Origin of the sequence: Nocardioides dokdonensis FR1436 (assembly GCF_001653335.1) — a bacterium.
Taxonomy (GTDB): Bacteria; Actinomycetota; Actinomycetes; order Propionibacteriales; family Nocardioidaceae; genus Nocardioides; species Nocardioides dokdonensis.
This window is the reverse complement of the sequence record NZ_CP015079.1, coordinates 3,340,637-3,366,584: the sequence shown is the minus strand read 5'-3', so window position 1 is coordinate 3,366,584 and position 25,948 is coordinate 3,340,637. Positions and strand designations below refer to the sequence as shown.

The 25,948-nt window shown below is 69.8% G+C and carries 25 protein-coding genes; 15 read left to right on the top strand and 10 right to left on the bottom strand.

Features of this window, described 5'->3' with window-relative positions:
• Positions 1-10: 10 nt before the first annotated feature.
• Positions 11-1,726, bottom strand: a complete 1,716-nt coding sequence (locus I601_RS15905; protein ID WP_084527704.1) for a tannase/feruloyl esterase family alpha/beta hydrolase — start codon at positions 1,724-1,726, stop codon at positions 11-13.
• Positions 1,727-1,909: 183 nt separating this feature from the next.
• On the opposite strand from I601_RS15905, the gene I601_RS15900 reads away from it, so the two are divergent.
• On the top strand, positions 1,910-2,377 hold the full coding sequence (locus I601_RS15900; RefSeq protein ID WP_068111809.1) for a methyltransferase family protein: 468 nt from the start codon (positions 1,910-1,912) through the stop codon (positions 2,375-2,377).
• A 16-nt stretch (positions 2,378-2,393) separates the two neighbouring features.
• Here I601_RS15900 and I601_RS15895 read toward each other — a convergent pair whose 3' ends face one another.
• Positions 2,394-3,566 (bottom strand): HNH endonuclease, encoded by a 1,173-nt coding sequence (locus I601_RS15895; RefSeq protein WP_068111807.1) that lies wholly within the window; start codon positions 3,564-3,566, stop codon positions 2,394-2,396.
• A 174-nt stretch (positions 3,567-3,740) separates the two neighbouring features.
• Entirely contained in the window at positions 3,741-4,442 is a 702-nt protein-coding gene (locus tag I601_RS15890; protein ID WP_068111804.1) for a Crp/Fnr family transcriptional regulator, read from the bottom strand.
• Positions 4,443-4,586: 144 nt separating this feature from the next.
• On the opposite strand from I601_RS15890, the gene I601_RS15885 reads away from it, so the two are divergent.
• The 5 genes from I601_RS15885 to I601_RS15865 all read left to right on the top strand — a co-directional run bounded on the left by I601_RS15885 (position 4,587) and on the right by I601_RS15865 (position 9,651).
• The gene (locus I601_RS15885) at positions 4,587-5,450 is read left to right on the top strand and encodes a patatin-like phospholipase family protein (RefSeq protein WP_068111802.1); all 864 of its coding nucleotides are present in this window, start codon (positions 4,587-4,589) and stop codon (positions 5,448-5,450) included.
• Between the two features lie 136 nt (positions 5,451-5,586).
• Complete coding sequence (locus tag I601_RS15880; RefSeq protein WP_068111798.1) at positions 5,587-6,129, top strand: hypothetical protein; 543 nt, start codon at positions 5,587-5,589, stop codon at positions 6,127-6,129.
• Positions 6,130-6,188: 59 nt separating this feature from the next.
• Positions 6,189-6,518: a DUF427 domain-containing protein gene (locus tag I601_RS15875; RefSeq protein WP_068111795.1), complete on the top strand. Its 330-nt coding sequence runs from the start codon at positions 6,189-6,191 to the stop codon at positions 6,516-6,518.
• Positions 6,515-7,819 (top strand): bifunctional alpha/beta hydrolase/OsmC family protein, encoded by a 1,305-nt coding sequence (locus I601_RS15870; RefSeq protein ID WP_068115079.1) that lies wholly within the window; start codon positions 6,515-6,517, stop codon positions 7,817-7,819. The genes I601_RS15875 and I601_RS15870 overlap by 4 nt, the downstream gene beginning before the upstream one ends.
• The gene (locus tag I601_RS15865) at positions 7,816-9,651 is read left to right on the top strand and encodes a glycoside hydrolase family 15 protein (protein WP_068111792.1); all 1,836 of its coding nucleotides are present in this window, start codon (positions 7,816-7,818) and stop codon (positions 9,649-9,651) included. The genes I601_RS15870 and I601_RS15865 overlap by 4 nt, the downstream gene beginning before the upstream one ends.
• Positions 9,652-9,711: 60 nt before the next feature.
• Here I601_RS15865 and I601_RS15860 read toward each other — a convergent pair whose 3' ends face one another.
• Together I601_RS15860 and I601_RS15855 are read right to left on the bottom strand one after the other, a co-directional pair.
• Complete coding sequence (locus I601_RS15860; RefSeq protein ID WP_157520210.1) at positions 9,712-11,067, bottom strand: mycothione reductase; 1,356 nt, start codon at positions 11,065-11,067, stop codon at positions 9,712-9,714.
• A 651-nt stretch (positions 11,068-11,718) separates the two neighbouring features.
• Entirely contained in the window at positions 11,719-12,282 is a 564-nt protein-coding gene (locus tag I601_RS15855; RefSeq protein ID WP_068111789.1) for a carboxymuconolactone decarboxylase family protein, read from the bottom strand.
• A gap of 133 nt (positions 12,283-12,415) precedes the next feature.
• Here I601_RS15855 and I601_RS15850 point away from each other — a divergent pair, with 133 nt between their 5' ends.
• The 6 genes from I601_RS15850 to I601_RS15825 all read left to right on the top strand — a co-directional run bounded on the left by I601_RS15850 (position 12,416) and on the right by I601_RS15825 (position 18,273).
• Positions 12,416-13,021 (top strand): TetR/AcrR family transcriptional regulator, encoded by a 606-nt coding sequence (locus tag I601_RS15850; protein ID WP_068111786.1) that lies wholly within the window; start codon positions 12,416-12,418, stop codon positions 13,019-13,021.
• Positions 13,022-13,259: 238 nt separating this feature from the next.
• Entirely contained in the window at positions 13,260-13,820 is a 561-nt protein-coding gene (locus I601_RS15845; RefSeq protein ID WP_218917683.1) for a hypothetical protein, read from the top strand.
• Positions 13,821-13,850: 30 nt separating this feature from the next.
• Positions 13,851-14,594 (top strand): glutaredoxin domain-containing protein, encoded by a 744-nt coding sequence (locus tag I601_RS15840; protein ID WP_068111782.1) that lies wholly within the window; start codon positions 13,851-13,853, stop codon positions 14,592-14,594.
• Positions 14,591-15,466 (top strand): formate/nitrite transporter family protein, encoded by an 876-nt coding sequence (locus tag I601_RS15835; protein WP_068111780.1) that lies wholly within the window; start codon positions 14,591-14,593, stop codon positions 15,464-15,466. The genes I601_RS15840 and I601_RS15835 overlap by 4 nt, the downstream gene beginning before the upstream one ends.
• A gap of 51 nt (positions 15,467-15,517) precedes the next feature.
• Complete coding sequence (locus I601_RS15830) at positions 15,518-17,500, top strand: thiamine pyrophosphate-dependent enzyme (protein ID WP_068111777.1); 1,983 nt, start codon at positions 15,518-15,520, stop codon at positions 17,498-17,500.
• Positions 17,501-17,526: 26 nt separating this feature from the next.
• Positions 17,527-18,273, top strand: a complete 747-nt coding sequence (locus I601_RS15825) for a hypothetical protein (protein ID WP_068111774.1) — start codon at positions 17,527-17,529, stop codon at positions 18,271-18,273.
• On the opposite strand, the gene I601_RS15820 is transcribed toward I601_RS15825, so the two are convergent.
• The 3 genes from I601_RS15820 to I601_RS15815 all read right to left on the bottom strand — a co-directional run bounded on the left by I601_RS15820 (position 18,270) and on the right by I601_RS15815 (position 19,879).
• The gene (locus I601_RS15820) at positions 18,270-19,004 is read right to left on the bottom strand and encodes an NAD(P)H-hydrate epimerase (protein WP_068111771.1); all 735 of its coding nucleotides are present in this window, start codon (positions 19,002-19,004) and stop codon (positions 18,270-18,272) included. The two genes, I601_RS15825 and I601_RS15820, sit on opposite strands and share 4 nt — an antisense overlap.
• 9 nt (positions 19,005-19,013) lie before the next feature.
• On the bottom strand, positions 19,014-19,145 hold the full coding sequence (locus tag I601_RS21865) for a hypothetical protein (protein WP_257733738.1): 132 nt from the start codon (positions 19,143-19,145) through the stop codon (positions 19,014-19,016).
• A 95-nt stretch (positions 19,146-19,240) separates the two neighbouring features.
• Positions 19,241-19,879, bottom strand: a complete 639-nt coding sequence (locus I601_RS15815) for a YdeI/OmpD-associated family protein (protein WP_068115072.1) — start codon at positions 19,877-19,879, stop codon at positions 19,241-19,243.
• 220 nt (positions 19,880-20,099) lie between these two features.
• Here I601_RS15815 and I601_RS15810 point away from each other — a divergent pair, with 220 nt between their 5' ends.
• The 3 genes from I601_RS15810 (at position 20,100) to I601_RS15800 (ending at position 22,991) form a co-directional block, all read left to right on the top strand.
• Positions 20,100-20,375 (top strand): hypothetical protein, encoded by a 276-nt coding sequence (locus tag I601_RS15810; RefSeq protein ID WP_068111766.1) that lies wholly within the window; start codon positions 20,100-20,102, stop codon positions 20,373-20,375.
• A gap of 473 nt (positions 20,376-20,848) precedes the next feature.
• Positions 20,849-21,727 carry a potassium channel family protein gene (locus I601_RS15805; RefSeq protein WP_068111763.1) on the top strand — a complete coding sequence of 293 codons (879 nt, stop codon included), beginning with the start codon at positions 20,849-20,851 and terminating at the stop codon, positions 21,725-21,727.
• A gap of 28 nt (positions 21,728-21,755) precedes the next feature.
• Positions 21,756-22,991 carry a cation:proton antiporter domain-containing protein gene (locus I601_RS15800; RefSeq protein WP_068111760.1) on the top strand — a complete coding sequence of 412 codons (1,236 nt, stop codon included), beginning with the start codon at positions 21,756-21,758 and terminating at the stop codon, positions 22,989-22,991.
• Positions 22,992-23,035: 44 nt separating this feature from the next.
• On the opposite strand, the gene I601_RS15795 is transcribed toward I601_RS15800, so the two are convergent.
• Complete coding sequence (locus I601_RS15795) at positions 23,036-24,442, bottom strand: NADH-quinone oxidoreductase subunit N (protein ID WP_218917682.1); 1,407 nt, start codon at positions 24,440-24,442, stop codon at positions 23,036-23,038.
• 15 nt (positions 24,443-24,457) lie between these two features.
• The gene (locus I601_RS15790; RefSeq protein ID WP_068111757.1) at positions 24,458-25,948 is read right to left on the bottom strand and encodes a complex I subunit 4 family protein; all 1,491 of its coding nucleotides are present in this window, start codon (positions 25,946-25,948) and stop codon (positions 24,458-24,460) included.

Here is a 25,948-nt window from a genome sequence, read left to right as displayed (position 1 = left end):
TCGAACCGGGTCAGTGCGCCGTGACCACCTGCACAGCCCGACCGCGCGGGCCGCGCTCGCGGACGAACGAGGCCTGGTCGTCGGTGGAGCCAGCACCTGAGTACGCCGCCTTCGACGGGTAGGGGAACAGAGGGCGCGTGAGCGACGCGTCCTTCTTCGACGCCACCAGTCGCTTCGGCGCCTCTCCCTTCTCGACCCAGGCCCTGATGGCCGCGTACCAGTCGACCTGGTCCGGACCCGGTCCGCCGCTGCAGTGGTAGACGCCGGGCAGGAGGAACATGCGGTACCAGGACCGCACCTTCTTGAGTCCGCCCATGGCCGACAGTCCGTCCTCGTAGTACTGGATGGTCGCCATCGGGGTGATCAGCGGATCGGCCAGGCCGTGGTGCATCAGCAGCTTTCCGCCCGCGGCCCGGAAGGCGGACATGTCGGGCTCGTCCGCGTTGTACGCCCGTGCCCTCGCGTCCAGGAGGGGCGGGTCCTCGTCGAAGTCGAAGTCGAACAGGCTGTAGGTGGCGGGCGGATCCTGCGGGAAGGCCAGGAACTTCAGCACGTTCTCGGCGTAGATGCCGCCCCCGGACAACGTCTGTCCCGCGGGGGGAACGTCGGAGACGGGCCAGCCGCCCTCGGAGCCCAGTGGGAGTCCGCCGGGGTAGAGCGAGCTGCCCCGGGAGTCGCGTGGGTCGCCGTACCACTTCCGAAGCACGGTGACCTGCTCCGAGGTCAGGCACCCCGAGAGCCGGTCGTCGGTGCAGGCCAGGTCGCCCGGGTCGAACGCACAGGTGCGCGGATCGTCCACCACAGCGTCGACCACCCCGTCGAGCGCGTCGCAGGCGTCGAGCACGCCCTGACGCACCACGTCGGTGGCGGCCAGATCGACGATCAGGCTCCGGTCGGCCCGGTGGTTGACCACCTCGCGCCACCCCTGCGACAACGGGGCCAGGTAGTTCTGCCGGTTGGCCGGCGCTCCCGCCACGATGCCGTCGAAGTCGTCCGGGTAGCGCTGGGCCTCCACCAGGGCCTGCCTGCCGCCGGTGGAGCAGCCGATGAAGTAGGAGTAGGCGGTCTTCTTGCGAAACAGCCCGCGCAGGACCGAGGTGGCCGCCTGGGACGTGAGGTGCTCCGACAGGTTGCCCCAGTCGGTCTCCGCCTGGGCACTGCCCGGCAGCGAGTCGGAGGCCCAGGTCGCGTCGAACGGGGTGCCCACGTGGCCGCTGTCGCTGCTGGCGATCGCGGACCTGGCGGCTACGAGGTCCGCCCCACTTCCGGAGAGCGTGGGAGCGCTGCCGCAGAAGCCACCGCCACCGAGCTGGACGTAGCGGCGGTTCCAGGTGAGGGGCGCCTGCACGTCGACGCGGATCCGGTCGTCGATGACGACCGCGGCCTGACAGAGCGGCCGGGCGGTGTCCGTGGTCGTGACCACGGCAGCGCTGAGCACGCGGGCGTCTCCGTCGTCGGTGCGGAAGGAACGCCCCGTCAGCGTCGCGCAGTCGCGAGCGTCCGCGGTGACCGACTTGATCCGCTTCGGCCTCCTGTCCTCGGGACCTCTGCTGCCATCGGTGCGGGAGTCGACGTAGACGCCCGATCCTGCCGAGATCGACCCGACCGTCGGCGTGCGGCCTGACGCCGCGGACACGGAGCCGGTGGCGAGAGGGCCCCCGGCCAGAAGCATCGTCACCAGCAGGGTGGTTCCGAAGCGCAGACCTCGTCGTGGGCGCTCAGACATGCGACACCGTTCCTCCTAGGGGAACACCCGCACTGGGTGCTGTGAATTGCACCACGGTGCGCCGACAGTGCGCAAGGAAGCGTCCACCTGAAGAGAACCAGCGACGTTTCTCTCACCGGAACGACCCGTCCGCCTGTTCCTCGCACCGTTGCTCCCCGACGCGTGCGGTGACAGCATCGATGGATGGCCGTGAGCACCATGATCCCCCCGCCGGCGTACGCCGCCGCGGCTGCGGGGGCGCAGCTCCTGCTGACCCGCGGACGGAGGCCCACCCGGGTCTCGGGGCTGTGCGGCCTCGTCCTGGCCGCGGGTTCGTTCGGTGTCTCGATGACCGCGGACCGGCTCTTCCGCCGGTACGGCACCACCGACCAGCCGTTCCACCCCGAGCGAGCCAGCGTGCTGGTCACCGACGGGCCCTTCGCCCACACCCGCAACCCGATGTACGTCGGGCTGACCGGCATCCTGCTCGGGCACGCCGCAGCCCGCCGCTCCGCCACCGCGCTGCTGCCGATCGTCGGCTTCCTGGCCGCCGTCGACCGGCTGCAGATCCCCGCCGAGGAGCGGAATCTCGGCGCCATTTTCGGGGCGGAGTACGACGCCTACCGTGCCCGGGTCCCCCGTTGGCTCGGCCCCGTGCACCCGGGTTCATAGGTTCCGACCACAGACGTCAGGCGGTGAGGACCCAGTGTCCGGGTGATTCCTCGATCCAGGTGGGTGCGGGTGGGGCGAGGCCGGGTGGGTCGGGTGCTCTGGTGCGGGTGGTCTGGCCGGCGGGTGAGGTGACCTGGACGTGGTGGGGGTCGAGGTCATCTCGGTGGAGGGCGGTGTGGGTCCAGTCGGGTTCTTCCTTGAGCTGGTTGCAGGCGGTGCAGAGTCCTTGGCCGTTGGTGGCGCTGGTGGGGCCGCCTGCGTGGTCGGGGGTGATGTGGTCGTGCTGTCGGATCGCGGCGTTGCACCAGGGGGTGCGGCAGGTCCGGTCGCGCAGGGTCACGAACTGGCGCAGCAGTCCGTCGAAGGTGCGGGAAGTGGACTCCATGGCGACGAGGTGCTCGGTGTCGGCGAAGAGACGCCGGATGCGGGTCGAGGTGTCCGGGGAGCAGGTGAGGAGCTGGCGGGCCACGGAGGCGGGGATGGGGCCGCCGGCGCCGCCGTGCATGGGGACCAGCTCGGCGGGTTCGTCGCTGTCGCCGAGGAGGGCTTCGGCGGAGACGACGAGGTTGAGCGCGACCGGGACGGCCGTGGCGGTGACCTGGCCGGTGAGCCGGGCCACGAAGAGGTCGGCCACGACCTGGGAGAAGGAGCGTTCCTCGCCGTCGAGGTTCTTCTCGGTGGCCGCGCGGGTGTGCAGGGACTGCATGATCGCGGCGGCGTGGACCTCGGGGAGGGTGGCGGTGATCTGGGTGGTGCCGTCGTCGCGGCGTTGGCTGGTGACGTGGCGGTTGCGGTGGGCGCGCTCGCGACGCTTGACGGCGGCCCGGTCGTCGAGGCGCATCGCGATCCGTTGCGCAGCCAGGCGCAGCGCCCGGTCGCCGAGCGGGGTCCCGGCGCGGTGCTCGTTGATCAGGCCTTGCTCGAGGGCGGCCAGGACGTGCGGGAGGTCGTCGACGAGGGTGCAGGCCATCGCGCGCAGCCGGGTGCCGCGGTGCGGTGACTCGTGGCGGGCGAGGGCGACCTGGGCACCGACCGAGCGGTCGGAGGCGTCGGGCTGGAGGTCGTCGAGGTGGGCGGTGATCCGCACCTGGCGGGCGGCGAGGTGGGCCTTGAGTGCCTCGAGCTCCTCGAGCGCAGCGACGCACTCGCCCGGCGTGCCGGGGAGCGGGTCAACATCTGTCTCGCACATGTGTTCGATTCTGCGAGAGGTCGGGACCCCTGTCCAGGGTCCGCGGAGCCTTGTGGATGAGCGAACGCGAACGCGGACACCAGCACCGGCCCCGCTTGACTCACCGTCGACGACCCGGCCTCGGCTACCGACCTCTCCGCCCTGCCCGGTACGGCTGCCGTGCCCTGGTCAGGGTCAGTCGACCTGTGCCAGGCGGTCGCGATCGATCACTCGGATGTGGCGGTAGGACACCTCGACCAGCCCCGCCGCGGCCAGCTCGCCCAGCACCTTGTTCACGCTGGGACGTCGAGCTCCGAGCATGGCAGCGATCGTTGCCTGCGAGAGGGAAAGAGTCCCTGTCGCGTCCGCCTCGTCCAGCAGCAACCGTGCGGTCTGGGCTGTCAGCGACCCGCCGAGAAGCCCGACGAGCCTGTTCTGGCTGTGCGCGAGTCGGCTGGCCACGCTCGTCAACCAACGTCTCGCCAGCTGCCCTTGGCTGGCGAGCAGGCCTTCGAACGCCTCGGGCGACAGGTACAGGCAGCTCACCGGGTCCAGCGCGCGCGCCGTGTAGGGCGGCGGCATCTTCAACAGCATCGGGATGTCGCCGTCCACATCGCCCTCCCCGAGCACCGTCAGGACAGCGCGCTTGCGCCCCGATCCCACAGCCAGCTCGACCTGTCCGGATCGGATCAACCACACGCCTGCCGGTCCGACGCCGGCTCTGAACAGCACCCCTCCAGGGGCGATCGCTCTCGCCTCCAGGGTGGAGGCCAGCGCCCGTAGGTCCTCGGGTCCCAACGGGACGCTCGCGCCTCGGCCGACGCAGCGGGCGACCCAGGCAGCGCTCTGGACAGCGGCCGGGTCCGGCCCGCGCCCGGGGAGCAGCTGTGTCACCACGCTGACACTCTACGGATTCTTGCTGCCCGGGCCGGGTTGCCAGAGCAGAGGACGTCGCGGACGAGCGGCACCACCGAACCGAATGAGGAGCAGCCACCATGAGCGAACAGGTCGCGATCGCGGTCATCGGCCACGGGGGCTGAGATGACTTCGGCGCTGGTGCTGTCGGGCGGGGCCAACCTGGGAGCCGCCCAGGTGGGCATGATGATGGCCCTGCACGAGAGCGGGGTGCGCCCCGAACTCGTGATCGGAACCTCCGTCGGGGCGCTGAACGGGGCCTGGGTCGCGGCCGACGCCCCGCTCGACGAGCTGGGCGACCTGTGGCGCTCGTTGCGCCGCGGTCAGGTGTTCCCGGCAGACCCGCTGCGCGGGCTCCTCGGCTTCGCTGGTCGCAGCGACCACCTGGTCAGTGATCGGGGGCTTCGGCTGCTGCTGCGCAAGCATCTTCGCTTCGAACGGCTGGAGGACGCACCGGTGGCGTTCCACGTGCTGGCCACCGACGTCCTGACCGGGCTCGGGGTCCTGTTCTCCGACGGGCCCGCGGTCGAGACCATCCTGGCCAGCACCGCCATCCCCGGACTGCTTCCGCCGGTCCCGATCGACGGCCGGCACTACATGGACGGCGGTGTCGTCAACAACGCCCCGATCTCACACGCCGTGGAGCTGGGTGCCGACACCGTCTGGGTCCTGGCCACCGGCTACTCGTGCTCGTTGCACGAGCCGCCGCGCTCCGCGTTGGGGATGTCGCTGCACGCGGTGACGCTGATGATCCACCAGCGGCTGAGTCTCGATGTCGAGCGGTACGCCGACGCGGTTGACCTGCGGGTCGTGCCGCCGCTGTGCCCGATCTCGGTGGCCCCGACCGATTTCAGCCAGGCCGACGACCTGATCCGACGGGCCTACCAGCACACGTCCGACTGGCTGGCCAACGCCGCCTCCGTGGCGGGCCGGCAGCCCCTCCCCCTGTTCGCAGCGCACTCGCACGTGCGCCGCGCCGAGTCGTCGTGACCTGCTGTGTCAGCAACCTGACACTCCCCGCAGCAGGGCCGTCGACGACGTGTTCCCCATCCAGAACCCATTCCTCGGGTCTCGCACCGTGACCGTCCCGGCGGTCCTGGTCCCACACCACTCACAGGAGCACACCATGACGACCTTGCACCCGACCACTACCCACCAGGGGTCGCTCGACCTTCCCCGCACGATCACCGCCGGAGCCATCGGCGGCGGCGTCGCCGGCATGATGATGGCGATGATCGAGATGGCCTACGGCGCCTTCGCTGACGGTCACACACTGTGGGATGCCCCGATGGCGATCTGGGCCTTCGTGGCCGGCAGCGACCAGTTCGGCGCACCGTCCGAACACGTCGGCGCCATCGTCCTGGGCATGGGCGGTCACCTGGCCAACTCGATGATGCTCGGCGTCGCGTTCGCCCTCCTGATGGCGGTGGTGGTCAAGAAGCAGGGCGTACTGGCTTCGGTCGCGCTGGGCACCATGTTCGGCATCGCCACCTGGGTCGTCATGCGCTACGTCGTGCTGCCCCTGAACGCTGGCACCGCGGACCTGTTCACCGGAGCAGCGGTGTCGCCGCAGTGGCTCTGGTACGTCGCCCACGCCGCCTTCGGCATGACCCTGGGGCTCATCTACGCCCGGCACCACGCAGCGGACTCGGCCCGACCGACCGCCTGAACCCGTCCGGCCCCACCCACGAACAGCCCGGCACCGCCGAGCCGCCACAGGAGATCGTCATGACACAGGCCAGCTGGAACGGCACCGTGATCGCCGACAGCGAGACCACCTCGGTCGTCGAGGGCAACCACTACTTCTCCGCCGACTCGCTCCGCTGGGAGCTGCTCGAGGAGAACGACCGGCAGACGGTCTGCCCCTGGAAGGGCACCGCCAGCTACTACGACATCGTCGTGGGTGACAAGACGAACCGGGGCGCTGCCTGGCGGTACCGCGCTCCCAGCGCGGCGGCAGCCGATACCGAGAGGCACGTCGCCTTCGGAGGCGGCGTCACGGTGGAGCGCGCGCCGAGCCGGCTCCGCCGACTGTTCTCCGGCGGGTGGTCGCGATGAGCTCGACCACGTCCACCCGCATCGAGTTCCCCGGCTCCAGCGGTGCCCAGCTGGCCGGCCGCCTGGACCTGCCCCAGACCAACCCCCAGGCATATGCGCTCTTCGCGCACTGCTTCACCTGCACCAAGGACGTCCTCGCCGCATCGAGGATCGCGCAGGCACTGACCGGTTTCGGCATCGCCGTCCTGCGCTTCGACTTCACCGGTCTCGGCGGCTCCGGAGGGGATTTCGCCAACACCGACTTCACCTCGAACGTCGGTGACCTGGTCAGCGCCGCCGACTACCTGCGCCAGCACCACCAGGCACCCACGATCCTCGTCGGTCACTCCCTCGGCGGCGCCGCCGTGCTGGCCGCCGCCGAACACGTGCCGGAGACGCGCGCGGTCGCCACCATCGGTGCCCCAGCAGGCACCGAACACCTGCTGCACCTGCTCGCCGAGAGCCGAGCAGAGATCGAGCAGAAGGGCGAGGTCGAGGTCTGCCTGGCCTCGCGTCCGTTCCGGATCCGCAAGCAGTTCCTCGATGACGTGACCAGCCAGCCCCAGGCCGAGCGGATCCAGCGCCTGGGAGTTCCCTTGCTGGTGCTGCACTCGCCGAACGACGAGACGGTCGGCGTCGAGAACGCGCGCAAGATCTTCGAGGCGGCCCGCCACCCGAAGTCGTTCGTCTCCCTCGACGGCGCCGACCACCTGCTCACCCGACCTGACGATGCCCGCTTCGCCGCCGCCGTCCTGGCGACCTGGGCGAGCCGGTACCTCGACGACGCCGCCATGTCGTCCGCCCCGCCCATGAGCGCGACCGCGCTGCGGGCGGAGGAGGGCCTCGTCGTGGTGTCCGAGAACGGGCGCGGTCCTTACGGCCAGCGGATCACCGCAGGGCGGCACGTCCTCAGCGCCGACGAGCCCGCGCCGGTCGGGCACGACACCGGCCCCTCGCCGTACGACCTGCTGCTCGCCGGTCTCGGCGCCTGCACGTCGATGACGCTGCGCATGTACGCCGCGCGCAAGGGGTGGCCGTTGGAGAACGTGAGCGTCTCGTTGAGGCACTCCCGGATCCACGCCAAGGACTGCGCGGGCTGCGCGACCCAGTCCGGCCAGCTCGACCGCGTCGAGCGGGTGATCGAGCTGACCGGCGACCTCGATGCCGAACAACGCCGGCGGCTGCTCGAGATCGCTGACCGATGCCCCGTGCACCGCACGCTGCACTCCGAGGTCGATGTGCGCACGTCGATGGCACCCGGCGACACCCTGCCCCGGGTAGCCGACGACGCGACCGCCGCCACTGCCGAGGCGTCGGCATGAGCTCGCTGCCCATCGCCGACTACGCACTGCTCTCGGACCGGCACTCGGCAGCCCTTGTCTCCTCGGGCGGCTCGGTCGACTGGCTGTGCATGCCCCGGTTCGACAGTCCATCGGTCTTCGCCGCCATTCTCGACGACGAGGGTGGCCACTGGTCCATCCGACCGGACGCCGACTTCCGGGTGGAACGCGAGTACGTCGCCGGCAGCATGGTGCTTCTCACGAAGTTCCACACCTCGACGGGGACCCTCGAGCTGCGAGACGCCCTGGGTCTCGGAGACAACCACGACCCGCATGCGCTCGGCGAGCACGCTCCCCACCTGCTTGCGCGGACTGCGAGCTGCACCGAAGGGCACGTCAGCGTCCTGATGTCGTTCCGTGCGCGTCCGGAGTACGGGCTGGTTCTGCCTGTCGTCACTCCCGTGGACGGGGGTCTGATGGTCACCGGCGGCGCGAGCCGGCTGACGTTGTCGAGCTCTGTCCCTCTCGATGTGGAGCGGGAGGAGACCTCCGCCCACTTCGAGCTCCATTCGGGCGAGGGCGCCTGCTTCGGTCTCGAGCACGCGGCACTCGGCACACCCGACCCGGCGACCCGCACCGGACCCGAGATCTCCGCGTTGATCGATGAGACGGTGATCGGCTGGCAGGAGTGGTCGGCGCTCCACCAGAGCTACCAGGGCCCCTGGTGTGACCTGGTGCACCATTCAGGACGAGTGCTGCAGGCACTCAGCTACCAGCCCACCGGCGCGATCGTCGCCGCACCGACCACCTCCCTGCCCGAGCAGGTCGGTGGCGGACGCAACTGGGACTACCGCTACTCCTGGGTCCGCGACGCCAGCATGACCATGCAGGCACTGTGGGTCGCCGCCTGCCCCGACGAGGCCTACGAGTTCTTCGACTTCATGTCCAGTGCCGCCGCAGGCTCGTTCATCGACCGCCCACTTCAGATCATGTTCGGGATCGGCGGCGAGCACGACCTCTCCGAGCGGACGCTGCCCCACCTGTCGGGTTGGCGTGGCAGCGCACCGGTCCGCGTGGGCAACGGCGCCTGGAACCAGCCCCAGCTCGACGTGTACGGCGAGCTGCTGGACGCGGCCTCCCAGCTCCGCGACCAGCTGGGTGTGCTGAGCGGACCCACCCGCGACTTCCTCGTCGGCCTCGCCGACTCGGCTGCCGCGCGCTGGGACCAGCCCGACAACGGCATCTGGGAGGTGCGTGGAGATCCGCGGCACTTCGTGCACTCGAAGGTGATGTGCTGGGCGGCACTGGACCGCACGATCGGACTCGCGGACCTGCTCGACGCCGGGGGGCGCGTCGCCGGCTGGAGGGCTGCCGCGGAGGAGGTCCGGACCGCCGTGGAGACCCGGGGCTGGGACGAGGACCAGGGTGCGTTCACCCAGTCCTTCGACAGCCCCGACCTCGACGCCACCGTCCTGCTCCTCCCCATCGTCGGCTTCCTGCCCCCCGACGACCCGAGGGTGCTGTCCTCGATCGACGCCGTCCGTGAGCAGCTCACCGATTCCCGAGGGCTGGTCCACCGCTACCACACCGGCTCCGGCGTGGACGGGCTCGAGGGACTGGAGGGCACCTTCCTGCTCTGCACCTTCTGGCTTGCCCACGCCCTCGCCCTGGCCAAGCGTCCCGAGGAAGGCATCGCGGTCTTCGAACGTGCGGCGAGCCATGCCAACGACGTCGGGCTGCTCGCCGAAGAGGTCGACTCCGCCACCGGCGAGCTCCTCGGCAACTTCCCCCAGGCCTTCAGCCACATCGGCCTGGTCAACGCCGCCTGGGCACTGGACCAGGCCTCACCCACCAGGGCGACCCCTGGGATGTGAACGATGGACTGGACGATCTGCTGGTCCAGGTTGCCGGGTGCTGAGCTCGCCGGCGCGGGTCTACAGCTCGAGCAGGGCTTGTTCCACGACCTCGGTGAGCGCGGGATGGACGTAGAGGACCTCTCGGCCGAGCTGGTCGACGGTCAGGCCGAGCATCATCCCCTGCAGCAGCGGTTGCAGCAGCGTCGCGGCCTGCGGACCGATGATGTGCGCGCCGAGAAGCAGGCGGGTCGTGGGATCGGCGACCAGCTTGACGAAGCTCTCGGTGTCCTCGAGAGCCCAGCCGTAGGCGGTGTCCGAGTACGGGCGAACGGCGACCACGTGGTCGATCCCCTGCTCGACGGCTTGCGCCTCGGTGAGCCCGACGCCCGCGATCTGCGGGTGCGAGAAGACGGCGTGCGGCGCCAGCCCGGTCGGCAACCGCCGCAGGGCCTCCGGGTGGATGAGGTTGTGGGTGAGGACGCGCATCTCGGCGTTGGCCATGTGCTTGAGCTGGAAGTGGTTGGTCGCGTCACCGAGCGACCACACCCCGGCAACGTTGGTGCGGTAGGTCTCGTCGGTGACGAGGTGGCCGTGCGCGTCCAGTGCCAGCCCCGCGGCAGTCGCGTCGAGCAGGTCGGTGTTGGGCTGGCGACCGGCCGCCACCAGAAGCACCTCCACGTCGAGCACGGCAGGACCGGCAGGACCGGTGACGGTGACGGCGACGCCCGTCGCCGAGCGCTCCACCGACGTGACGACCGTGTCCAGGTGCAGGTCGAAGCGGCGGGCGGCCTGGTCGGTGAACCGTTGCGAGACAGCTTCGTCCTCGGCCATGAGCAGCCTCGGGCCACGCTGGACGATGCTCACCGCCGAGCCGAAGGCGGCGAAGACGTGCCCCATCTCGGCGGCGATGAATCCGCCGCCGATGACTGCCATCGACCGCGGGACCTCCGCGATGCGCATGATCGTGTCCGAGGTGTGGAACTCGACGCCATCCAGCCCGGGGATCGCTGGGATGGCCGGACGCGACCCAGAGGCAACGACGATCTGCTCGCCGGTGATGGCGCGGTCGCCGACCTGGATCTGACGAGGGCCGATGAAGCGCGCCGGCTCGGTGAACACGTCGACCCCCGACGCGCGACGGTAGGCGACGGACTGCTCGTGCAGCGGGTCGATGCGCCCGAAGACGCGCGCCCGGATGGCTGGCCAGTCCACGCGCTCCAGACGAGCGTGCACCCCGAGGCGAGCGGACTCCTCGACGGCGAGAGCCGCGTCGGCGGCCACCACCAGCATCTTCGAGGGGATGCAGCCTCGGTTCAGGCACGTCCCCCCGAACCGGTCCGGCTCCACGATCGCCGTCCTCATCCGGGTCATCTCGTCGGTGAACAGCATGTTGCCACTGCCAGCACCGATCACGATCAGGTCGTAGTCATGCACGTGATCTGCCTCCTGTCGTAGGGCCCGCACCTCGGCGACCCTACGCTCGTCACACGCTCACCCCTCCGATCGCACGCGGCCAGACGGCCCCACCGATCAGCCCGGAATCGTCGCTCAGGGCGGCTCGGGCAACCTCGATCGGCGTGACGAGACCCTGAGGGCCGTGCCTCCGGAGCAGGTCGACGACCGGGGCGCGCACCAGGGCGTGGTTGCGGCCGACCCTTCCCCGATGACGATCACGTCTGGGCCAGCAGATGAGGGTCGCGGGGCGTCCCAGGACCACGTGGCAGCTCGCTCCGCTGATCCTGGCAGCAGACTGGCCGTGGGCCGTTGATCAGGACAGCTCACCGGATGACCCGTCGGCTCAACGACGCATCCTGTTCACCGGCGGCGGCCTCGGTGCTGCTGGCGCTCACGGGGCTCCTATCTGCGGCCGGTCGCCGCGACGGGCCCACGTGGACAGGATCGGGAACCCCTGTGGTCGAGGCGCTCCTCCCCCCGGCCGGTGGTGCCGCCATCGCCGCGACCCTGGGGCTGCTGCGCATCTGCCCCTGGAAGGGAGTCGCGAGCTACTACGACGCCCACGTCGACGGCAAGGTCGTCCCGGGCGGAGCGTTCACCTCACACCACCCCCGAGTGCGGTGCGACCACTCAGACGGTTGCGGCCGCTCCCTGCCAGGCGAACTTCTCGAACGGCGCGTCGACAGGCGTCCGCGCCAGGTGGTTGGTGTAGTTCGACATCACCTTCTGCGAGACACCGAGGATGACCTCGAGCACCTGGCGCTTGGTGAAGCCGGCGTCCAGGAACGCCTGCACTGCGACATCGTCCACGTTTCCGCGCTCGCGGACCATGGCAAGGGTGAAGGTGCGCAGCGCCTCGAGGCGCTCGCCCGGCAGGGGTGTTCCGTCGCGCAGCGCGTCGGTGATCGCGTCGTCGACCTTCATGCCCTTCGCGATACCGGTGTGCGCCGGGACGCAGTAGTGGCAGGAGTGTTCGACGTTGACGGACTGCCAGACCACGGTCAGCTCGTCCTTGTCGAAGCTCGAGTCGACGAACAGCTGGTGCACCAGCTGGTAGCCCTCGAGCAGGCCGGGCGCCTCGGCCATGGTCGCGTGCAGCCCCGGGATCATCCCGTTCTGCTTCCTCGACCGGGCGAGCAGTTCCCTGCTCGCCTCGGGGGCGGTGGTCTCGTCGTGCAGCGGGAAGTCAGTCATGGGTGCTCCGTCTCGATGGTGGGCCGGCAGTGAAAGCCATTGGGAACAACGTTCTGTACCGAACGGTACCTTACCGCACTCGACTTTACTACCGAAGGGTTACAAATGAGGCCCGAGGCCGTAGCATCACCCCATGAGCACGACCGCCAAGGCACCCATCGGCCGCCCGAGACTCTTCGACGAGGAAGCGGTCCTCGCCGAGCTGACCGCTCTGTTCTGGCGGCAGGGGTACGGCCAGACCTCGATGGCGGACATCGTGGAGACCAGCGGAGTCCACAAGCCGAGCCTCTACCGCACCTTCGGGACCAAGGAGGAGCTCTTCGCGACCGTGCTGCGGCGCTATCTCGCCGAGCGGATTGCGATGTTCGCTGCCCTGATCGACCAGGCCGGGCCCGGGATCGACGGGGTCCACCGGTTCCTGGAGATGTTTGAAGCAGACGCGATCTCCGAGCGCGGCCGCGACGGCTGCCTGATGGTAATGGCCTCCAACGAGCTGCGAGGAAGCCTGCCCAGCTACGACTTCTCGACCGACTACCGACGACAGATGCGCGAGCAGATCCACACCCTCATCGGTCACGCCATGTCCGAGGAGGAGGTCGACTCCGAGATCGCCCGAGCGCGGACCGACCTTCTCACCACCTACCTGCTTGGGCTCCAGGTCATCATGCGCTCCGGCGCCGACGCGGCTGAGATCCACCAGTACCTCAACGCGATGCACGTCACCGTCGACGCCTGGTGAGTCTGGCGGCTCCACCGTTCTGACCGCTGCGCGAGCGGGATGGAGCCGGACCCCGCTGGCAAGGCCGGTCTCGCGATCTGCGCCTCCTGCGGAATGAGGGCACCGGCCGACTTCAGTGCGCGCGCCCTCAGGCGCTGCCCGATCCCAGACACACGGGCTCCGGGATGCTCACCGGGGGGTCCCCGTGTTTCACCCATGGGAGTTCGTTCGATCGACACGCCATGACCCGGAGGACACCATGAACACCGATACCCACGCCCCCACCAGCCGAACCCGCCTCGCCCGCGCCGCGTCGACAGGGGCGGTCGCGGGCGTCATCGGCTCGTTGATGATGGCCGCCTATGCGATGCTCGCCGCCGCCACCTACCAGGGGTCGGGGTTCTTCACGCCGCTCCACCACATCGCGTCGGTGTTCATCTCTCCCGCCGACATGATGTCGTCGATGGAGAGCGCCACCATGGGGGGCTCGAACTTCGAGTTCTTCGCCGGGGCTGCCCTCGTGGGCGCACTGGTCCACATGATGGTGGGCGCGATGTACGGCGTGGGCTTCGGTGTGCTGGCCGTCCTGGCCAAGATCCGTGGGATGGCGCTCGTCGCCGCCGCCGTCGTCTGGGGCGGCCTGGTCTTCGTCATCAGCTCCTTCGTGGGCCTCCCCCTGGCCGCCGTGATCTTCGACAGTGGCGACCAGATCACCAACATGGCCGAGCTCGTCGGCTACGGCACCTTCCTCGTCGAGCACCTGGTCTTCGGGCTCTTCCTTGGCCTCATCCTGCTCATGGGCGCCAAGCGCGCGCACTGATCACCCGCCTTCCACACTCGAGGACGAGCCATGACCGAGACCAACGCGACCACCACCAGCATCGAGGTGATGTGGCGACCCGGCTGCCCCTTCTGTGCTTCCCTGCGTCGCGGTCTGCGCCGCGCGGGCGTGGCCACGCTCGAGCACGACATCTGGTCGTCGGCAGACGCCGCCGCCCGCGTACGCGCGGTCACCGGCGGAGACGAGACGGTCCCGACCGTCTTCATCGGCGATCAAGCTCTGGTGAACCCCTCCGTCCGGCAGGTGGTCGCCGCGATCCGGGCGGTTGACCCCGAGCATCAGCCCGATCCGCCAGCAGCGGCGGCTCACCGCGGCGGCAACGCGAGGGTCAGCCCGGGGCTCACCTGGACCCTCGTGGTTGCGCTGGTCTGGTCCGTGCTCGTCGCGTGGCGGCCCACGACCACGTGGCACCTCGCTCCACTGATCCTGGCTGCGGCCTGGCCCTGGGTGGTCAGCCAGGACACCATCTCTGGTGATCCTTCGGCTCGACGACGCATCATGCTCGCCGGCGGGAGCGGCCTCGCCGCGGCCCTGGCACTCACCGGACTCCTGTCCTCCGCCGGCCGCCTGGAGGGCGCGACGTGGACAGGATCGGGAGACTCGATCGTCGAGGCCCTCCTCCTCTCCGCCGGTGGTGCCGCCATCGCCACGACCCTGGGGCTGCTGCGCACCGTGCGTCGCACGACCCGCAGGAGTGCTGCACCCCAGCAGCACCACCAGCGTCTGCCCCTGGAAGGGGATCGAGATCGATGACCGGGGAGTCTGAGACCGACCTGCCGCCCAGCCAGTTCGTCGCACCTGAGCGCGTGCTCATCGAGATGGCCGAGGCCGGTGCGAAGCGAGCCTGCGGGCTCCGCGCGCACCAGGTCCTCGTGCTCAGCGTGATGGCCGGTGGGTTCATCACGATCGGCGCCCTCTTCAGCACCTTGATCGCGACCGGTACCGACAACGAAGGAGTACAACGGCTCCTGGAAGGCTTCGGGTTCTCGGTCGGGTTCTTCCTCGTCGTGCTCAGCGGGGCGTTGCTGTTCACCGAGGTGAACGTGGAGCTCCCGGCGACGCTGCTCGGCAAGCGACGCGATCGTCTCGGCCTCCCGCCGCTGCGTACGGCGATCCTGAAGCTCTGGCTGCTTGCCGCGATCGGCAACATGATCGGCGCCTTCGTGCTGGGCCAGGTCATCGTCTACGTCTCGGACTACGGCGCGGGCTTCGAAGCGCTGCTGGACGAGGTCATGTCGACGAAGATGCGCTTCCAGGACGTGGGTGGCGCCGAGGGGTTCTTCCAGGCGGTGCTGTCGGGCGTCGTCGCCAACTGGCTCGTCGGGATGGCCGCGTTCCTGGCCACGATGGGTCGCACGATCATCGGAAAGTACATCCCGGTCCTGATCACCGTCATGGCCTTCGTGGCCGGCGGCTTCCTCCACGCCCCGGCCAACATGGCCTACCTGTCACTGAGCCAGCCGCTCGGATACGGGCCCGGGTGGGGCGACGGCCTGCTGTGGTCGGTGCTGCCCGCGGCGATCGGCAACATCATCGGCGCCTTCTTCCTCGTCGCCCTGCCTTTCTACATCGCGGGCAACCGGCAGGTGCCCGACGAAACTGATGACGGCCACGTGCCCGCTTGACGGCAGAGCGATAACGTCACCTCCATCCAGCTGCGACAGGACGCGAACCCCATGACCGCCAGCCAGAGACCGTCGACCGAACCCGTCACCGTGCCCGAGGTCGCGCACGAATGGCACAAGGTGCTCGACCCCGATGAGCTCCCCGAGGGCCGCGTGACCACCGTGAGCGTGGGGCGCCGCACGCTCGCGGTCACCCACGTCGATGGCAGGTTCGGGATCCTGAGCAACCGGTGTCCGCACCAGGGTGGCCCGCTCGGCGAGGGATCGATCGAGAAGGGTTGGTTGCGGTGTCCGTGGCACGGCTACGACTACAGCCCCTGCAACGGCGAACCCCCGGAGGGCTTCGCCGACGCCCCCGAGGCGTACGCGAGCGAGGTGCGCGTCGACGGCGTCTACGTGGCGCTCCCCGCGGAGGCCGAGCACCCGCGCACCGTCTCGGACGTCATGGTCGAGACGATGGTCAACTGGGGGGTCGACACCGTGTTCGGGATGGTCGGTCACTCCAACCTCGGGTTCGCCGACGCGATGCATCGCGCCGAGCGACGCGGTGACCTGCGCTACGTCGGGATCCGCCACGAAGGCGCAGCGTCGTTCGCCGCCACGGCGTACGGCAAGCTCACCGGCCGGCTCGCCGCCTGCTTCGGCATCGCCGGTCCCGGCTCGACCAACCTGCTGACCGGCCTCTACGACGCCAAGGTCGACCGGGCGCCGGTGCTGGCCCTCTCGGGGCAGGTGCCGTCGAAGACCAAGGGGCGGGGCGCGTTCCAGGACATGGACCTGGCCAACGCCTTCAAGGACGTGGCCCGCTTCGGAGAGGTGGTGCTGTCGGCCGCTGACCACGCCGAGCTGATGACCCTCGCGTGCAAGACCGCGATCGTCGACAAGGACGTCGCACACCTGATCTTCCCCGATGAGGTGCAGGTCGAGCCCTCGAACCAGGAGCCGTCCGGACCCGACGGCCGGACCGGGTCCCGCGAGATCGCCCCGCCTGCTGCGGTCCTCGCGGCAGCGATCGAGACCATCCGCGGGTCACAGCGTCCCGTCATCGTGGTCGGCCAGGGCGCGCGCGCCGACATCGATGGCGTCCTCGAGCTCGCTGAGCTGATCGGTGCGCCGGTGATCACGACGTTCAAGGCCAAGGGTGCGGTCTCGGACCACCACCCGCTCGGCTGCGGCGTACTCGGGCGGAGCGGCACCCCCGTAGCGAGCTGGCTGATGAACGAGTCCGATCTCGTCGTCGCGTTCGGCGCCTCCTTCTCGAACCACACCGGGATCGCTCCCTACAAGTCGATCATCCAGATCGATCACGACCCGATGGCCATCGGCCGACACCACCCGGTCGACATCGGCCTGCAGGGGGCTGTTGCCACCACTGCCCGACTGCTCGCCGAGGGTCTCGACGGCGGACACACCTGCGTCGACCAGCGCCCGATCATCGCGGAGCGCTGGCAGATCTGGCGCGAGGAGAAGGCCAGCCGCCGCACGGATGACCATGGGGCCGGCCTGAACGCCGCCTCGGTCTTCGCCGAGCTGTCCGAGCACGTCCCGGACGACGCGGTGATCTGCGTCGACGTCGGCAACAACACCTACTCGTTCGGCCGCTACTTCGAGGTGGCCGAACAAGACGTCCTCATGTCCGGCTACCTCGGCTCGATCGGATTCGCGTTCCCCGCCGCCATGGGCGCGTGGGCCGCCGTCGGCGACTCCCGCAAGGTCGTGTCAGTGTCGGGCGACGGAGGCTTCGGCCAGTACGCGATGGAGCTCACGACGGCCGTCAAGTACGGCATGAACATCACCCACGTGCTGCTCAACAACAGTGAGCTGGGCAAGATCAGCAAGGAGCAACGAGCAGGCGAGTTCGACGTGTGGGCGACGAGCCTGCACAACCCGGACTTCGCCGCCTTCGCGCAGCTCTGCGGCGCACACGGCGCCCGCGTCACGCAGCTCGACCAGCTCCACGACGCGGTCGCAGCCGCCCTCGCCCATGACGGCCCGTCCCTCGTCGAGGTCGTCACCGATCCACTGCTGATGTGAACGCCCTCGAACAAAGGTCGCCTGCCATGAACGCTCCGCTCGTCCCGCTCTCGGACTCGTTCCCCGCGACTCGCCTCGCGTTGCACCGCGTCGCCGCGTACATCGTCAGCCCCGCGCGCCGGCACGCCATGGGCCGGATGGGGCTGCGCGCCGCTCCCGGCGGGCTCGTCACACCGACCTTCGCGGGACCGGAGGGGATGACCACCGTTGGGGTCGCGGGGGTCGACCTCGTCGTCCACTCCGATGCCGGCCACCGACACCAACGCCTCTCGACCCTGGCGGCAGCCGGGTCCTTCGTCGGCATCGCGCCCGACGTGGCCTGGGCGTCGAACCTCGACATCCCCGCACCCGGCCCACTCGACGCCGACCTCGGCATCGACGCAGACGATGCCGCAGCACTCGCCGCGTGGTTCGGGTTCGGCTGGGGAATCCTGGACGCGCTCTCCTCCGACGGCGACTCCGCGCACGCCAGCGAACCCCAGCTCTGGCCCGAGCACTTCGACCCCGCCATCGAGATCGGTGATCCTGCTGGTACTACCCGGGCGAGCTTCGGCTTCTCTCCGGGGGACGTGGCCGCGGATGCCACGGCGGGCCCCGAGCCGTTGCCCTACCTCTACGTGGCCCCGTGGTACCCGGACGCGAAGCGGTCCAGCGACTTCTGGTCGGCGGGGCGGATGGCGGTCCTCAGGTACTCCGACCTCGTCACCGAGGCTGATCCGCGCGCCGCAGCCCACGCCTTCCTGCTCGAGGGCCGGTCCCTGCTCGCGGGCTAGGAGGACCAGCTCAGCCGGACGCGGTACCCCTTCGAGAAGAGGCCCGCCGGTGGGGGCCGGACCCGGGCTCGCTCCAGGACACCCGCGGGGATGCCGATGTCGGCCAGCCAGATCTCACCGGTGGCGTCGACGGCGAGCCCGGTCTTGGGCAGGGCCAGGGCCATCGTGGTCGCGGCCCGCACGTGGACTCCGGGAGCCTCCCCGGTCGTGGCGTCGACACCGGAGGGGACGTCGAGGGACACCACGGGAGCAGGGCCCTGAGACATCCACCCGATCAAGTCGGCTGCGGCCCCGTGCGGTGCCCCCGCGAGGCTGTAGCCCAGCACGGCATCCACCGTCAGCGAGGTCTCGAGGGTCCCGAGGTCTCCGATGGCGGCCAGCCGACCGCCACTGGCCCGGAAGAGCGCGAGCTGTTCGGCAGGCACGCCCGCCAGGCGCTCGACGTCCGACACCACCAGCGTGACCTGGCCACCGTGGTTGGCCAGGTGCCGAGCAGCGCAGATCCCGCCGCCCCCGTTGCCGCCGGTGCCCGCCAGCACGACGACCGAAGACGTGGCCCACCCCTCCCCCAGCATCTCCACGCACGACAACGCCAGGTTCCGACCGGCGTTCTCCATCATCTGGTAGAGATTCGGGCCGATCCCCTCGATCGCTACCCGGTCCACCTCGCGCATCTGCTCGGTGGTCACAGCCGGGACGACGAGCCCCGCCTCGGACACGAAGGAATCCACGTCGACCTCTCAGCAGACGAAGGCGCGGCCGACGGCGACCACGCCCTGTTGAGGAATGGTGAAGTCACCGCGACCGGCCTGCGGCGACAGTGGCCCCGGTCGCCCGAAGTCCACTCCGGCCACGATCTCGGCCTGGGTCATCGTGGACACCGTAGCTGGATCCGACGAGGTCCTCGACCATGAACGTCGTGATCGACGAGTGCGGAGCGACCTGCGGCCGGGGCCGGGGTTCAGGATCATGGGCGACCCTGATGCCGGGCGTCGACGCCATGGCCTGCCCGTCCGGGGTGACCCGTCTTCTGCGGGTAGAGCGTCTCGCCGCGCGCCAGCATCTCCACCATCTCGGTGATCTTGCGAGCCCGACTCTCTGCGCGCTTCATGCTCTCGACGCGATGGATCAGCGCGAACCGGTTGGCGCTGGTGAGCACGTCGAACATCGCCTGCGCGTCCGGCTCCGCCGCGATCGCCGCGGCCAGGTCGTCGGGCGTCTGGCGGGTCGCCGGACCGGCGTACGCCGCCTCCCACCGCCCGTCGGTGCGCGCGGCCTCGACCGCGGCGCGCCCGGCGGCGGTCATCCGGCCCTGCTCCTCGAGCGTCGCCACGAGCGCGACGTTTCGCTGGGACCAGCTGCCCTTGGGGCGACGCGGGGTGATGCGCACCGTGTAGCTGTCCTCGTCGCGTTTGCCGGCCTGGCCGTCGATCCAGCCGAAGCAGAGCAGCTCCTCGACCGCGTTCGCCCACGTGATCGAGGTGACCGAGCCTCCCTTCTTGGTCAGCACCAGCCGCACGCCGAGCGACGTCGCGTGGTGCTCTTCGAGCCACGCGCGCAGCGCGGCCGGGTCGGTCGCGAGCAGCTCTGGCAGCAGGGTCGCCATGGGTCCGACGCTACCCGCGGCCGCCGACACCTGCGACGCTCCGGCGGCGAACCGGAGGAGGGAGCCGAACACGAGCCTGAGCCCGTCGGCAGGGCCGCCCAGGCTCAACGTCACATCCGTACTGGTCAAAGCATCACGTGGTTGACCTGCACCGTCCTGCACGGGGAACGTCGGGCGGAGCGTGACGACCCCCGTGACATGGCGGGCATAGAGGTCCCGGATGCGGGCCGTGGTGATCTATGAGTCGATGTTCGGGGACAACCAGCAGGCGGCGCGGGCCATCGCGGCCGGGCTGAACGAGGCGGGGGTTGCCGCCGAGGCGATCGAGGTGGGTACCGCCCCGACTGCGATCGGCTCGGACGTCGACCTCCTCGTGGTGGGCTCGCCCGACCATGCCTGGGGCGTGACCCTGGCCGGCCGGCTGACCGGCTACGACGGGGCGGCACCCAGGTCACACCAGATCCTGACGGGAGCGCGTCCTGCGCGCGGTTCCTGATCCGAGAGGTGATCCTGGACAGAAGACGGGCGCAGTGGCAAGGACGTTGCTACGGCAGGGGGACAGAACTGCCTCCGACCCGCGTTTCCGCAGGTCAGAGGCAGTTCTTGTTCGGTCGGGCTGACAGGATTTGAACCTGCGACCCCTTGACGTTGAGCAGGCACTCAGCCGAGTCATGCGCTTCGTTGCGGAAAGGCGTGCTGACCTGCAAGAACGATGCCGGAGGAACGTGCGTGATGTCGCTCGATGTAGCTCACTTCGGCCGGGTATTGCTGGTGTTTACGACCAGTAAACGACCACGGCGCGGACGCCCTACGTACTCGTCGGCCTCGACCCCGGTGCGGACCCGGACACGCTGGAGGATCGCATCCGTGAAGGCGTCGGTGGAGTGAGCAACCCCGATGGCAGTGGGCAAACACCGAGGGCGTTGACGTCGGGTCCGAGGAAGCGGCGTTGAGACTACAGTCGCCCGGATGGGATGGATGATCAGTGCGGCAGGCCTACTCGTTGTCTTGGTGGCGCTGTGGGACATCTTCCACACTCTGTGGCACCCGGGCGGATTCGGCCGGATCGCTCGTTGGGTGTTCCAGTTCGTGTGGTGGGCAACCAAGCACGTGTTGCCCAGCCACACCCGGCAGCTCGCCGGGCCGATCGGAATCCTCGGAACCGTGGCGTTGTGGACCGGTCTGGTGGTGATCGGCTGGACTCTGGTCTACCTGCCCCACATGTCGGACGGCTTCTACTTCGGGTCTGCACTCAGACCCGAGCAGTCTTCCGATGCCCTGACCGCCCTGTACCTGTCGTTGGTCACCGTGGCCACGCTCGGCTTCGGTGACGTCACCCCGGCCGACGCCGTCCTGCGCCTGCTGGCACCGTTCGAGGCGCTTCTCGGGTTCGTCCTCCTGACCGCCGCCATCTCCTGGATCCTGCAGATCTACCCCGCCCTGGGCAGGCGGAGGTCTGTTGCGAAGCGGTTGAGCCTTCTGCAGTCGAGTCATGCGACTGCCGTGGTGGCCGGTGGGGAACCATGCGTCGCCAGCCGCATGCTGGACGCCGTGACCGACGGCACGATCCAGGCCGAGACGGACCTCCTGCAGTACGCCGAGTCCTACTACTTCATCGAGGAAGAGGAAGAGCTGTCGCTCGCTGCGACCCTCCCCCACGCCCTGGAGTTGGCGGAGGCCGGAAGGACGTCGTCCTCGCGCGAGGTGCAACTCGCAGCCGACATGCTCACAGCGGCCGTCGAGAGCCTCGCCCTGCTGCTGGACCGTGCCTACCTCAAGACCGGGTCCGCGACACCGGAGGTGCTCGCGTCCTACGGCGCCGACCACGGATTCGAGCCCCACGCATGACGACGAAGGCGCGGGGCAGGGCGCTGCCATGACCCTCGACATGCTGCTCATCGCGACCGGCGCGCTCGGCGTGCTGGTGGCTGCGCTGTCTGCACGGATCAGGCGTCTGCCCGTGTCCGAGCCGCTACTTGCGCTGGTGGTCGGCGTGCTCGTCGGGCCAGAGGTGCTCCGCGCCTTGCCTCTTCCACCGATCACGACCGAGCATGCGAGCGTTCACGACGCGACACGGGTCCTGCTGGTGATCTCGGTGATGGGGGTCGCGCTGCGCTATCCGTTCGGTTCGGTCCGTGCACAGCTCCGGCCGGTCTCGATCCTGCTGTTGGTGGCTATGCCGGCCATGGCGTTGATCTCCACAGGCCTGACCGCCGGGATCCTCGGGGTCACGCTTGGCGCTGCGCTGCTGCTCGGGACAGCGATCTGCCCTACCGACCCGGTCCTCGCCTCGAGCGTGGTCACCGGAAAGCCCGCAGAGGAGGACCTACCGGCTCGTGACCGGCAGATCCTCTCGCTGGAGTCAGGCGCCAATGACGGGCTGGCCCTGCTGTTCGTGCTGGCCGCGGTCGCGTTCGCTGGACCGATGACCGCTGGCCAGGCAGCTGGGGACGCTCTCTGGCAGGTGCTGGGCGCGGTCGCTCTCGGTGTGGTCGCCGGCTGGCTCGGCGGGCGCGCACTGCGCGCCGGGGAGGCGCACGGGGCGACAGCCCACGGCCCGATGCTGCTCTTCACCGTCTTGCTCGCCCTGCTCGTGCTGGGGCTGTCCGGGGTGCTTCATCTCGATGGTGTCCTCGCCGCGTTCGTCGCGGGGCTGGCCTTCAACCTGACCAGCACCGGCAGCGAGCGTACGGCGGAGGTCGAGATCGACGAGGCGGTCAATCGGTTCGCCGTCCTGCCGATGTTCGTGCTGCTGGGTGCCACCATTCCCTGGACCGAGTGGGGCGAGCTCGGGTGGGCGGCGATCGTGCTCGCGCTCGCCGTGCTCCTGCTTCGTCGACTCCCCGTGCTGCTTCTGCTCAAACGACCGTTGCACCTCGGCTGGCCGGATGCGCTGTACCTGGGGTGGTTCGGGCCGGTCGGTGTCTCGGCCGTGTTCTACCTGACGCTCGAGGCGGAGGAGCTCGGCCTCCCTGAAACCGTGATGGCCGCCGGAATCATGATCGTGGTCGTGAGCACCGTGGCCCATGGCGTGACCTCCTCGGCCGGCAGATTGCTCTACCGGCGCCTCACGGGCGAGACCACAACCCGACGGCCGGGGTCCGGCGATTGACCCTCCCGATACGTGGGTGGGTGGATCCCCACCTGGGATGCAGCTCAGGCCGAGAAGACACTCCAGAGGGCGCCGGCTGCAATGCCGAGCGCGAGGCTGAGACCGGCGGTCACGACCGCCGTCGTCGCCGACCAGCCAGCAGAGATGAACGCCCCTGGCAGGGTCCGCGCGGGGGGTTCCACTCGGCCGTAGACCGGCGCGATCCACCGGAGGTAGTAGAAGAGGCTGATCACGGTGTTGACGAACACCAGCACGGCCAGCCAGGCAAGCCCTCCGTCCCAGGCGGCCATGGTGGTGGTGAGCTTCCCGGCGAAGACGACCGTCGGTGGGGTGCCGACGAGGCCGAGCAGCGCCACCACGAGGGATGCGCCCAGCCACGGCCGGGCTCGGCCCATGCCGCGGTAGGAGTCGAGGTCGCGACGGTCAGGGAAGGCGGTCGTCACCGCGAAAGCCGAGAGGTTGGTGACGGTGTAGCCGGCGAGGTAGAGCAGCAGGGAGGGCAGGGCAAGGTCGCTGCGTCCGGCGACCGCGACCGGGACGAGCAGGTAGCCGACCTGGCTCACCGTGGACCAGCCGAGCAGGCGCCGGGGATCCGTCTGCCAGTAGGCGGCGAGGTTGCCGAGCGTCATGCTGGCGACCGCGAGGACGGCGACCAGCAGCGGCCAGGCGAGGGTGTCGGGGAGCATGGCGATGAGCCGGTAGGCGGCGACCACCGCGCCGATCTTGGGCACGGTGGTGAGGAAGGCCGCAACCGCCCCGCCCGCACCCTCGGCAGCATCAGGGACCCAGTAGTGCCCCGGGACACCGCCGGCCTTGAACATCAACCCACCCAGCACTGCCACGACGCCCGCGGCAACCACGCCCTGCGGCGCCTCGGCGAGTCGGTCGGTGAGCTCGGCGTACGACGTGGTCGCGGAGACGCCGTACAGCAGCGTGACGCCGACAAGCAGCAGGATGCCGAACAGGGCACCCAGCAGGTAGGTCTTCATCGCAGCCTCGGCTCCGCGGGGCGTGCGCGCGATGCCGATCAGGCCGTAGAGCGGCATGCTCGCGAGCAGGAACCCGACGGTGACCACGAGCAGGTCGTCGGCGCCGGCGAGGACGAGCGTGCCGGTCGTTGCGAACAGCAGCAGTGCGTAGGTCTCGCTCTCCCGCGGCGAGCCGGCGATCTCGTCCGAGGCCAGCGCCAGGACGATCAGCGTCCCGAGGGCGGCGACGATCCGCGCCACTCCGGTGGCGGTATCGACCGTGAAGGTGCCCTCCATCGCCGGCTGGGCCGGGCCGGGGAGGGCGACCGCGGCCAGGATGGCGGCGGCGACCAGCGCCGCCGCGGCGATGACGCGGGTGACCCACTGGCGGGTCCTCGGGAGGAAGGACCCGCTGACCAGGACCGTGAGCCCGCCGAGGAACAGCACGATCTCCGGCAGGAGCAGCAGCGGCCGCATGGCCATGTCGGAGCCCACGGGCTACCTTCCGACGAGCTCGACGGCGACCTCGGCCGCGGGCTCGATGACGGCGAGCAGTGGCCGGGGGAACACCCCGATGAGCAGGGAGAGCACAAGCAGCGGGCCGACCGACCAGACCTCGGCGGCGCGCAGGTCGGTGAAGCCGACCGAGCGGCCGCGGGTCTCGCCGGTGAAGATCCGCTGCAGCGAGCGGAGGAACAGCGCCGCGGTGAGGAGGATGCCCACGAGCGCGATGGCCGTGACGGGGGCGGCGGCGATGCTGCCGGTGAAGATCTGGAACTCCGCGATGAAGCCGGACAGCCCGGGAAGGCCCAGGGAGGCGAAAGCGCCGACGGCGAAGAACGCGGCGAACCGGGGCGCGGGTCCGGCCAGGCCGCCGTAGGAGTCCATGTCATAGGTCGCTGCCCGGTCCTGGAGAACCCCGGCGAGGAGGAACAGCGCACCCGTGATCAGCCCGTGGCTGACCATCTGCGTGACGGCACCGGTGACCGCGACGGACCGGGCCTGCGCGGTGTCGTCGGCGACGACCCCTGCGGCGCCGACGGCGAGGACGATGTAGCCCATGTGGTTCACCGACGTGTAGGCGACCATCCGCTTGAAGTTCGTCTGGGCCAGGGCCACCAAGGCGCCGTACACGACAGAAACGATGCCGACGACGATGATCACCCACGCCCAGTCCCGCCACGCCTCGGGCAGCATAGGCATCGCGATCCGCACGAACCCGTAGGTGCCCATCTTCAGCAGCACGCCCGCCAGGACCGCTGAGCCGATCGCCGGCGCGTCCGTGTGGGCAGGCGGCAGCCAGGTGTGGAACGGCACGGTCGGGGTCTTCACCGCCAGGCCGATCAGGATCGCGGCCAGCACCAGCCCACCGGCCAGCGACGACCCGGCGAGCGGGGTCTGCTCGGCCAGCTCGACCATGTCGAAGGTGTGCGGGTCGGCGGCGATGTAGAGGCCGATGAACCCGACGAGCAGGGCCAGGGAGCCCAGAAACGTGTAGAGGAAGAACTTCATCGCCGACCGGGCGGCGTTGCCGTGGCCCCAGCCGGCGATCACGAAGTACATGCCGACGATCGAGAGGTCGAAGAAGACGAAGAAGAGGATCAGGTCGGCGGCGACGAACAGGCCCATGCTGACGCTCTGCAGGAAGAGGAACAGCGCCGCCTGGAGTCGCGGGCGGTCGGTCTCGCGCAGCGCGAAGATCGCGCAGGCGAGGAAGATCACCGCAGTCATCGCGATCAGCGGCAGGGACAACCCATCGACGCCGAGGTGGTAGCTGCTGTTCACGCCGGGGATCCACTCGGCCTGCTCCTCAAACGCCAGTCCGCCCGCCGCCGGCGTCTCGTAGCGCAGCCACGCCGCGACCACGAGGGCGAGGTCGGCCGCTGCGACCGCGACCCAGGTCCACCGTGCGGCCGCGTCGCCGAGCCGCGGAAGTGCGAGCAGGGCCAGAGCGGCAGACAGGGGCAGGAAGACGATCAGACTGAGCAC

Coding starts and splice junctions, on each gene's coding strand:
- I601_RS15905 (WP_084527704.1), bottom strand. CDS start 1,726: ATGTCTGAGCGCCCACGACGAGGTCTGCGCTTCGGAACCACCCTGCTG.
- I601_RS15900 (WP_068111809.1), top strand. CDS start 1,910: ATGGCCGTGAGCACCATGATCCCCCCGCCGGCGTACGCCGCCGCGGCT.
- I601_RS15895 (WP_068111807.1), bottom strand. CDS start 3,566: ATGTGCGAGACAGATGTTGACCCGCTCCCCGGCACGCCGGGCGAGTGC.
- I601_RS15885 (WP_068111802.1), top strand. CDS start 4,587: ATGACTTCGGCGCTGGTGCTGTCGGGCGGGGCCAACCTGGGAGCCGCC.
- I601_RS15880 (WP_068111798.1), top strand. CDS start 5,587: ATGACGACCTTGCACCCGACCACTACCCACCAGGGGTCGCTCGACCTT.
- I601_RS15875 (WP_068111795.1), top strand. CDS start 6,189: ATGACACAGGCCAGCTGGAACGGCACCGTGATCGCCGACAGCGAGACC.
- I601_RS15870 (WP_068115079.1), top strand. CDS start 6,515: ATGAGCTCGACCACGTCCACCCGCATCGAGTTCCCCGGCTCCAGCGGT.
- I601_RS15865 (WP_068111792.1), top strand. CDS start 7,816: ATGAGCTCGCTGCCCATCGCCGACTACGCACTGCTCTCGGACCGGCAC.
- I601_RS15855 (WP_068111789.1), bottom strand. CDS start 12,282: ATGACTGACTTCCCGCTGCACGACGAGACCACCGCCCCCGAGGCGAGC.
- I601_RS15850 (WP_068111786.1), top strand. CDS start 12,416: ATGAGCACGACCGCCAAGGCACCCATCGGCCGCCCGAGACTCTTCGAC.
- I601_RS15845 (WP_218917683.1), top strand. CDS start 13,260: ATGAACACCGATACCCACGCCCCCACCAGCCGAACCCGCCTCGCCCGC.
- I601_RS15840 (WP_068111782.1), top strand. CDS start 13,851: ATGACCGAGACCAACGCGACCACCACCAGCATCGAGGTGATGTGGCGA.
- I601_RS15835 (WP_068111780.1), top strand. CDS start 14,591: ATGACCGGGGAGTCTGAGACCGACCTGCCGCCCAGCCAGTTCGTCGCA.
- I601_RS15830 (WP_068111777.1), top strand. CDS start 15,518: ATGACCGCCAGCCAGAGACCGTCGACCGAACCCGTCACCGTGCCCGAG.
- I601_RS15825 (WP_068111774.1), top strand. CDS start 17,527: ATGAACGCTCCGCTCGTCCCGCTCTCGGACTCGTTCCCCGCGACTCGC.
- I601_RS21865 (WP_257733738.1), bottom strand. CDS start 19,145: ATGACCCAGGCCGAGATCGTGGCCGGAGTGGACTTCGGGCGACCGGGG.
- I601_RS15815 (WP_068115072.1), bottom strand. CDS start 19,879: ATGGCGACCCTGCTGCCAGAGCTGCTCGCGACCGACCCGGCCGCGCTG.
- I601_RS15810 (WP_068111766.1), top strand. CDS start 20,100: ATGCGGGCCGTGGTGATCTATGAGTCGATGTTCGGGGACAACCAGCAG.
- I601_RS15805 (WP_068111763.1), top strand. CDS start 20,849: ATGGGATGGATGATCAGTGCGGCAGGCCTACTCGTTGTCTTGGTGGCG.
- I601_RS15800 (WP_068111760.1), top strand. CDS start 21,756: ATGACCCTCGACATGCTGCTCATCGCGACCGGCGCGCTCGGCGTGCTG.
- I601_RS15795 (WP_218917682.1), bottom strand. CDS start 24,442: ATGGCCATGCGGCCGCTGCTGCTCCTGCCGGAGATCGTGCTGTTCCTC.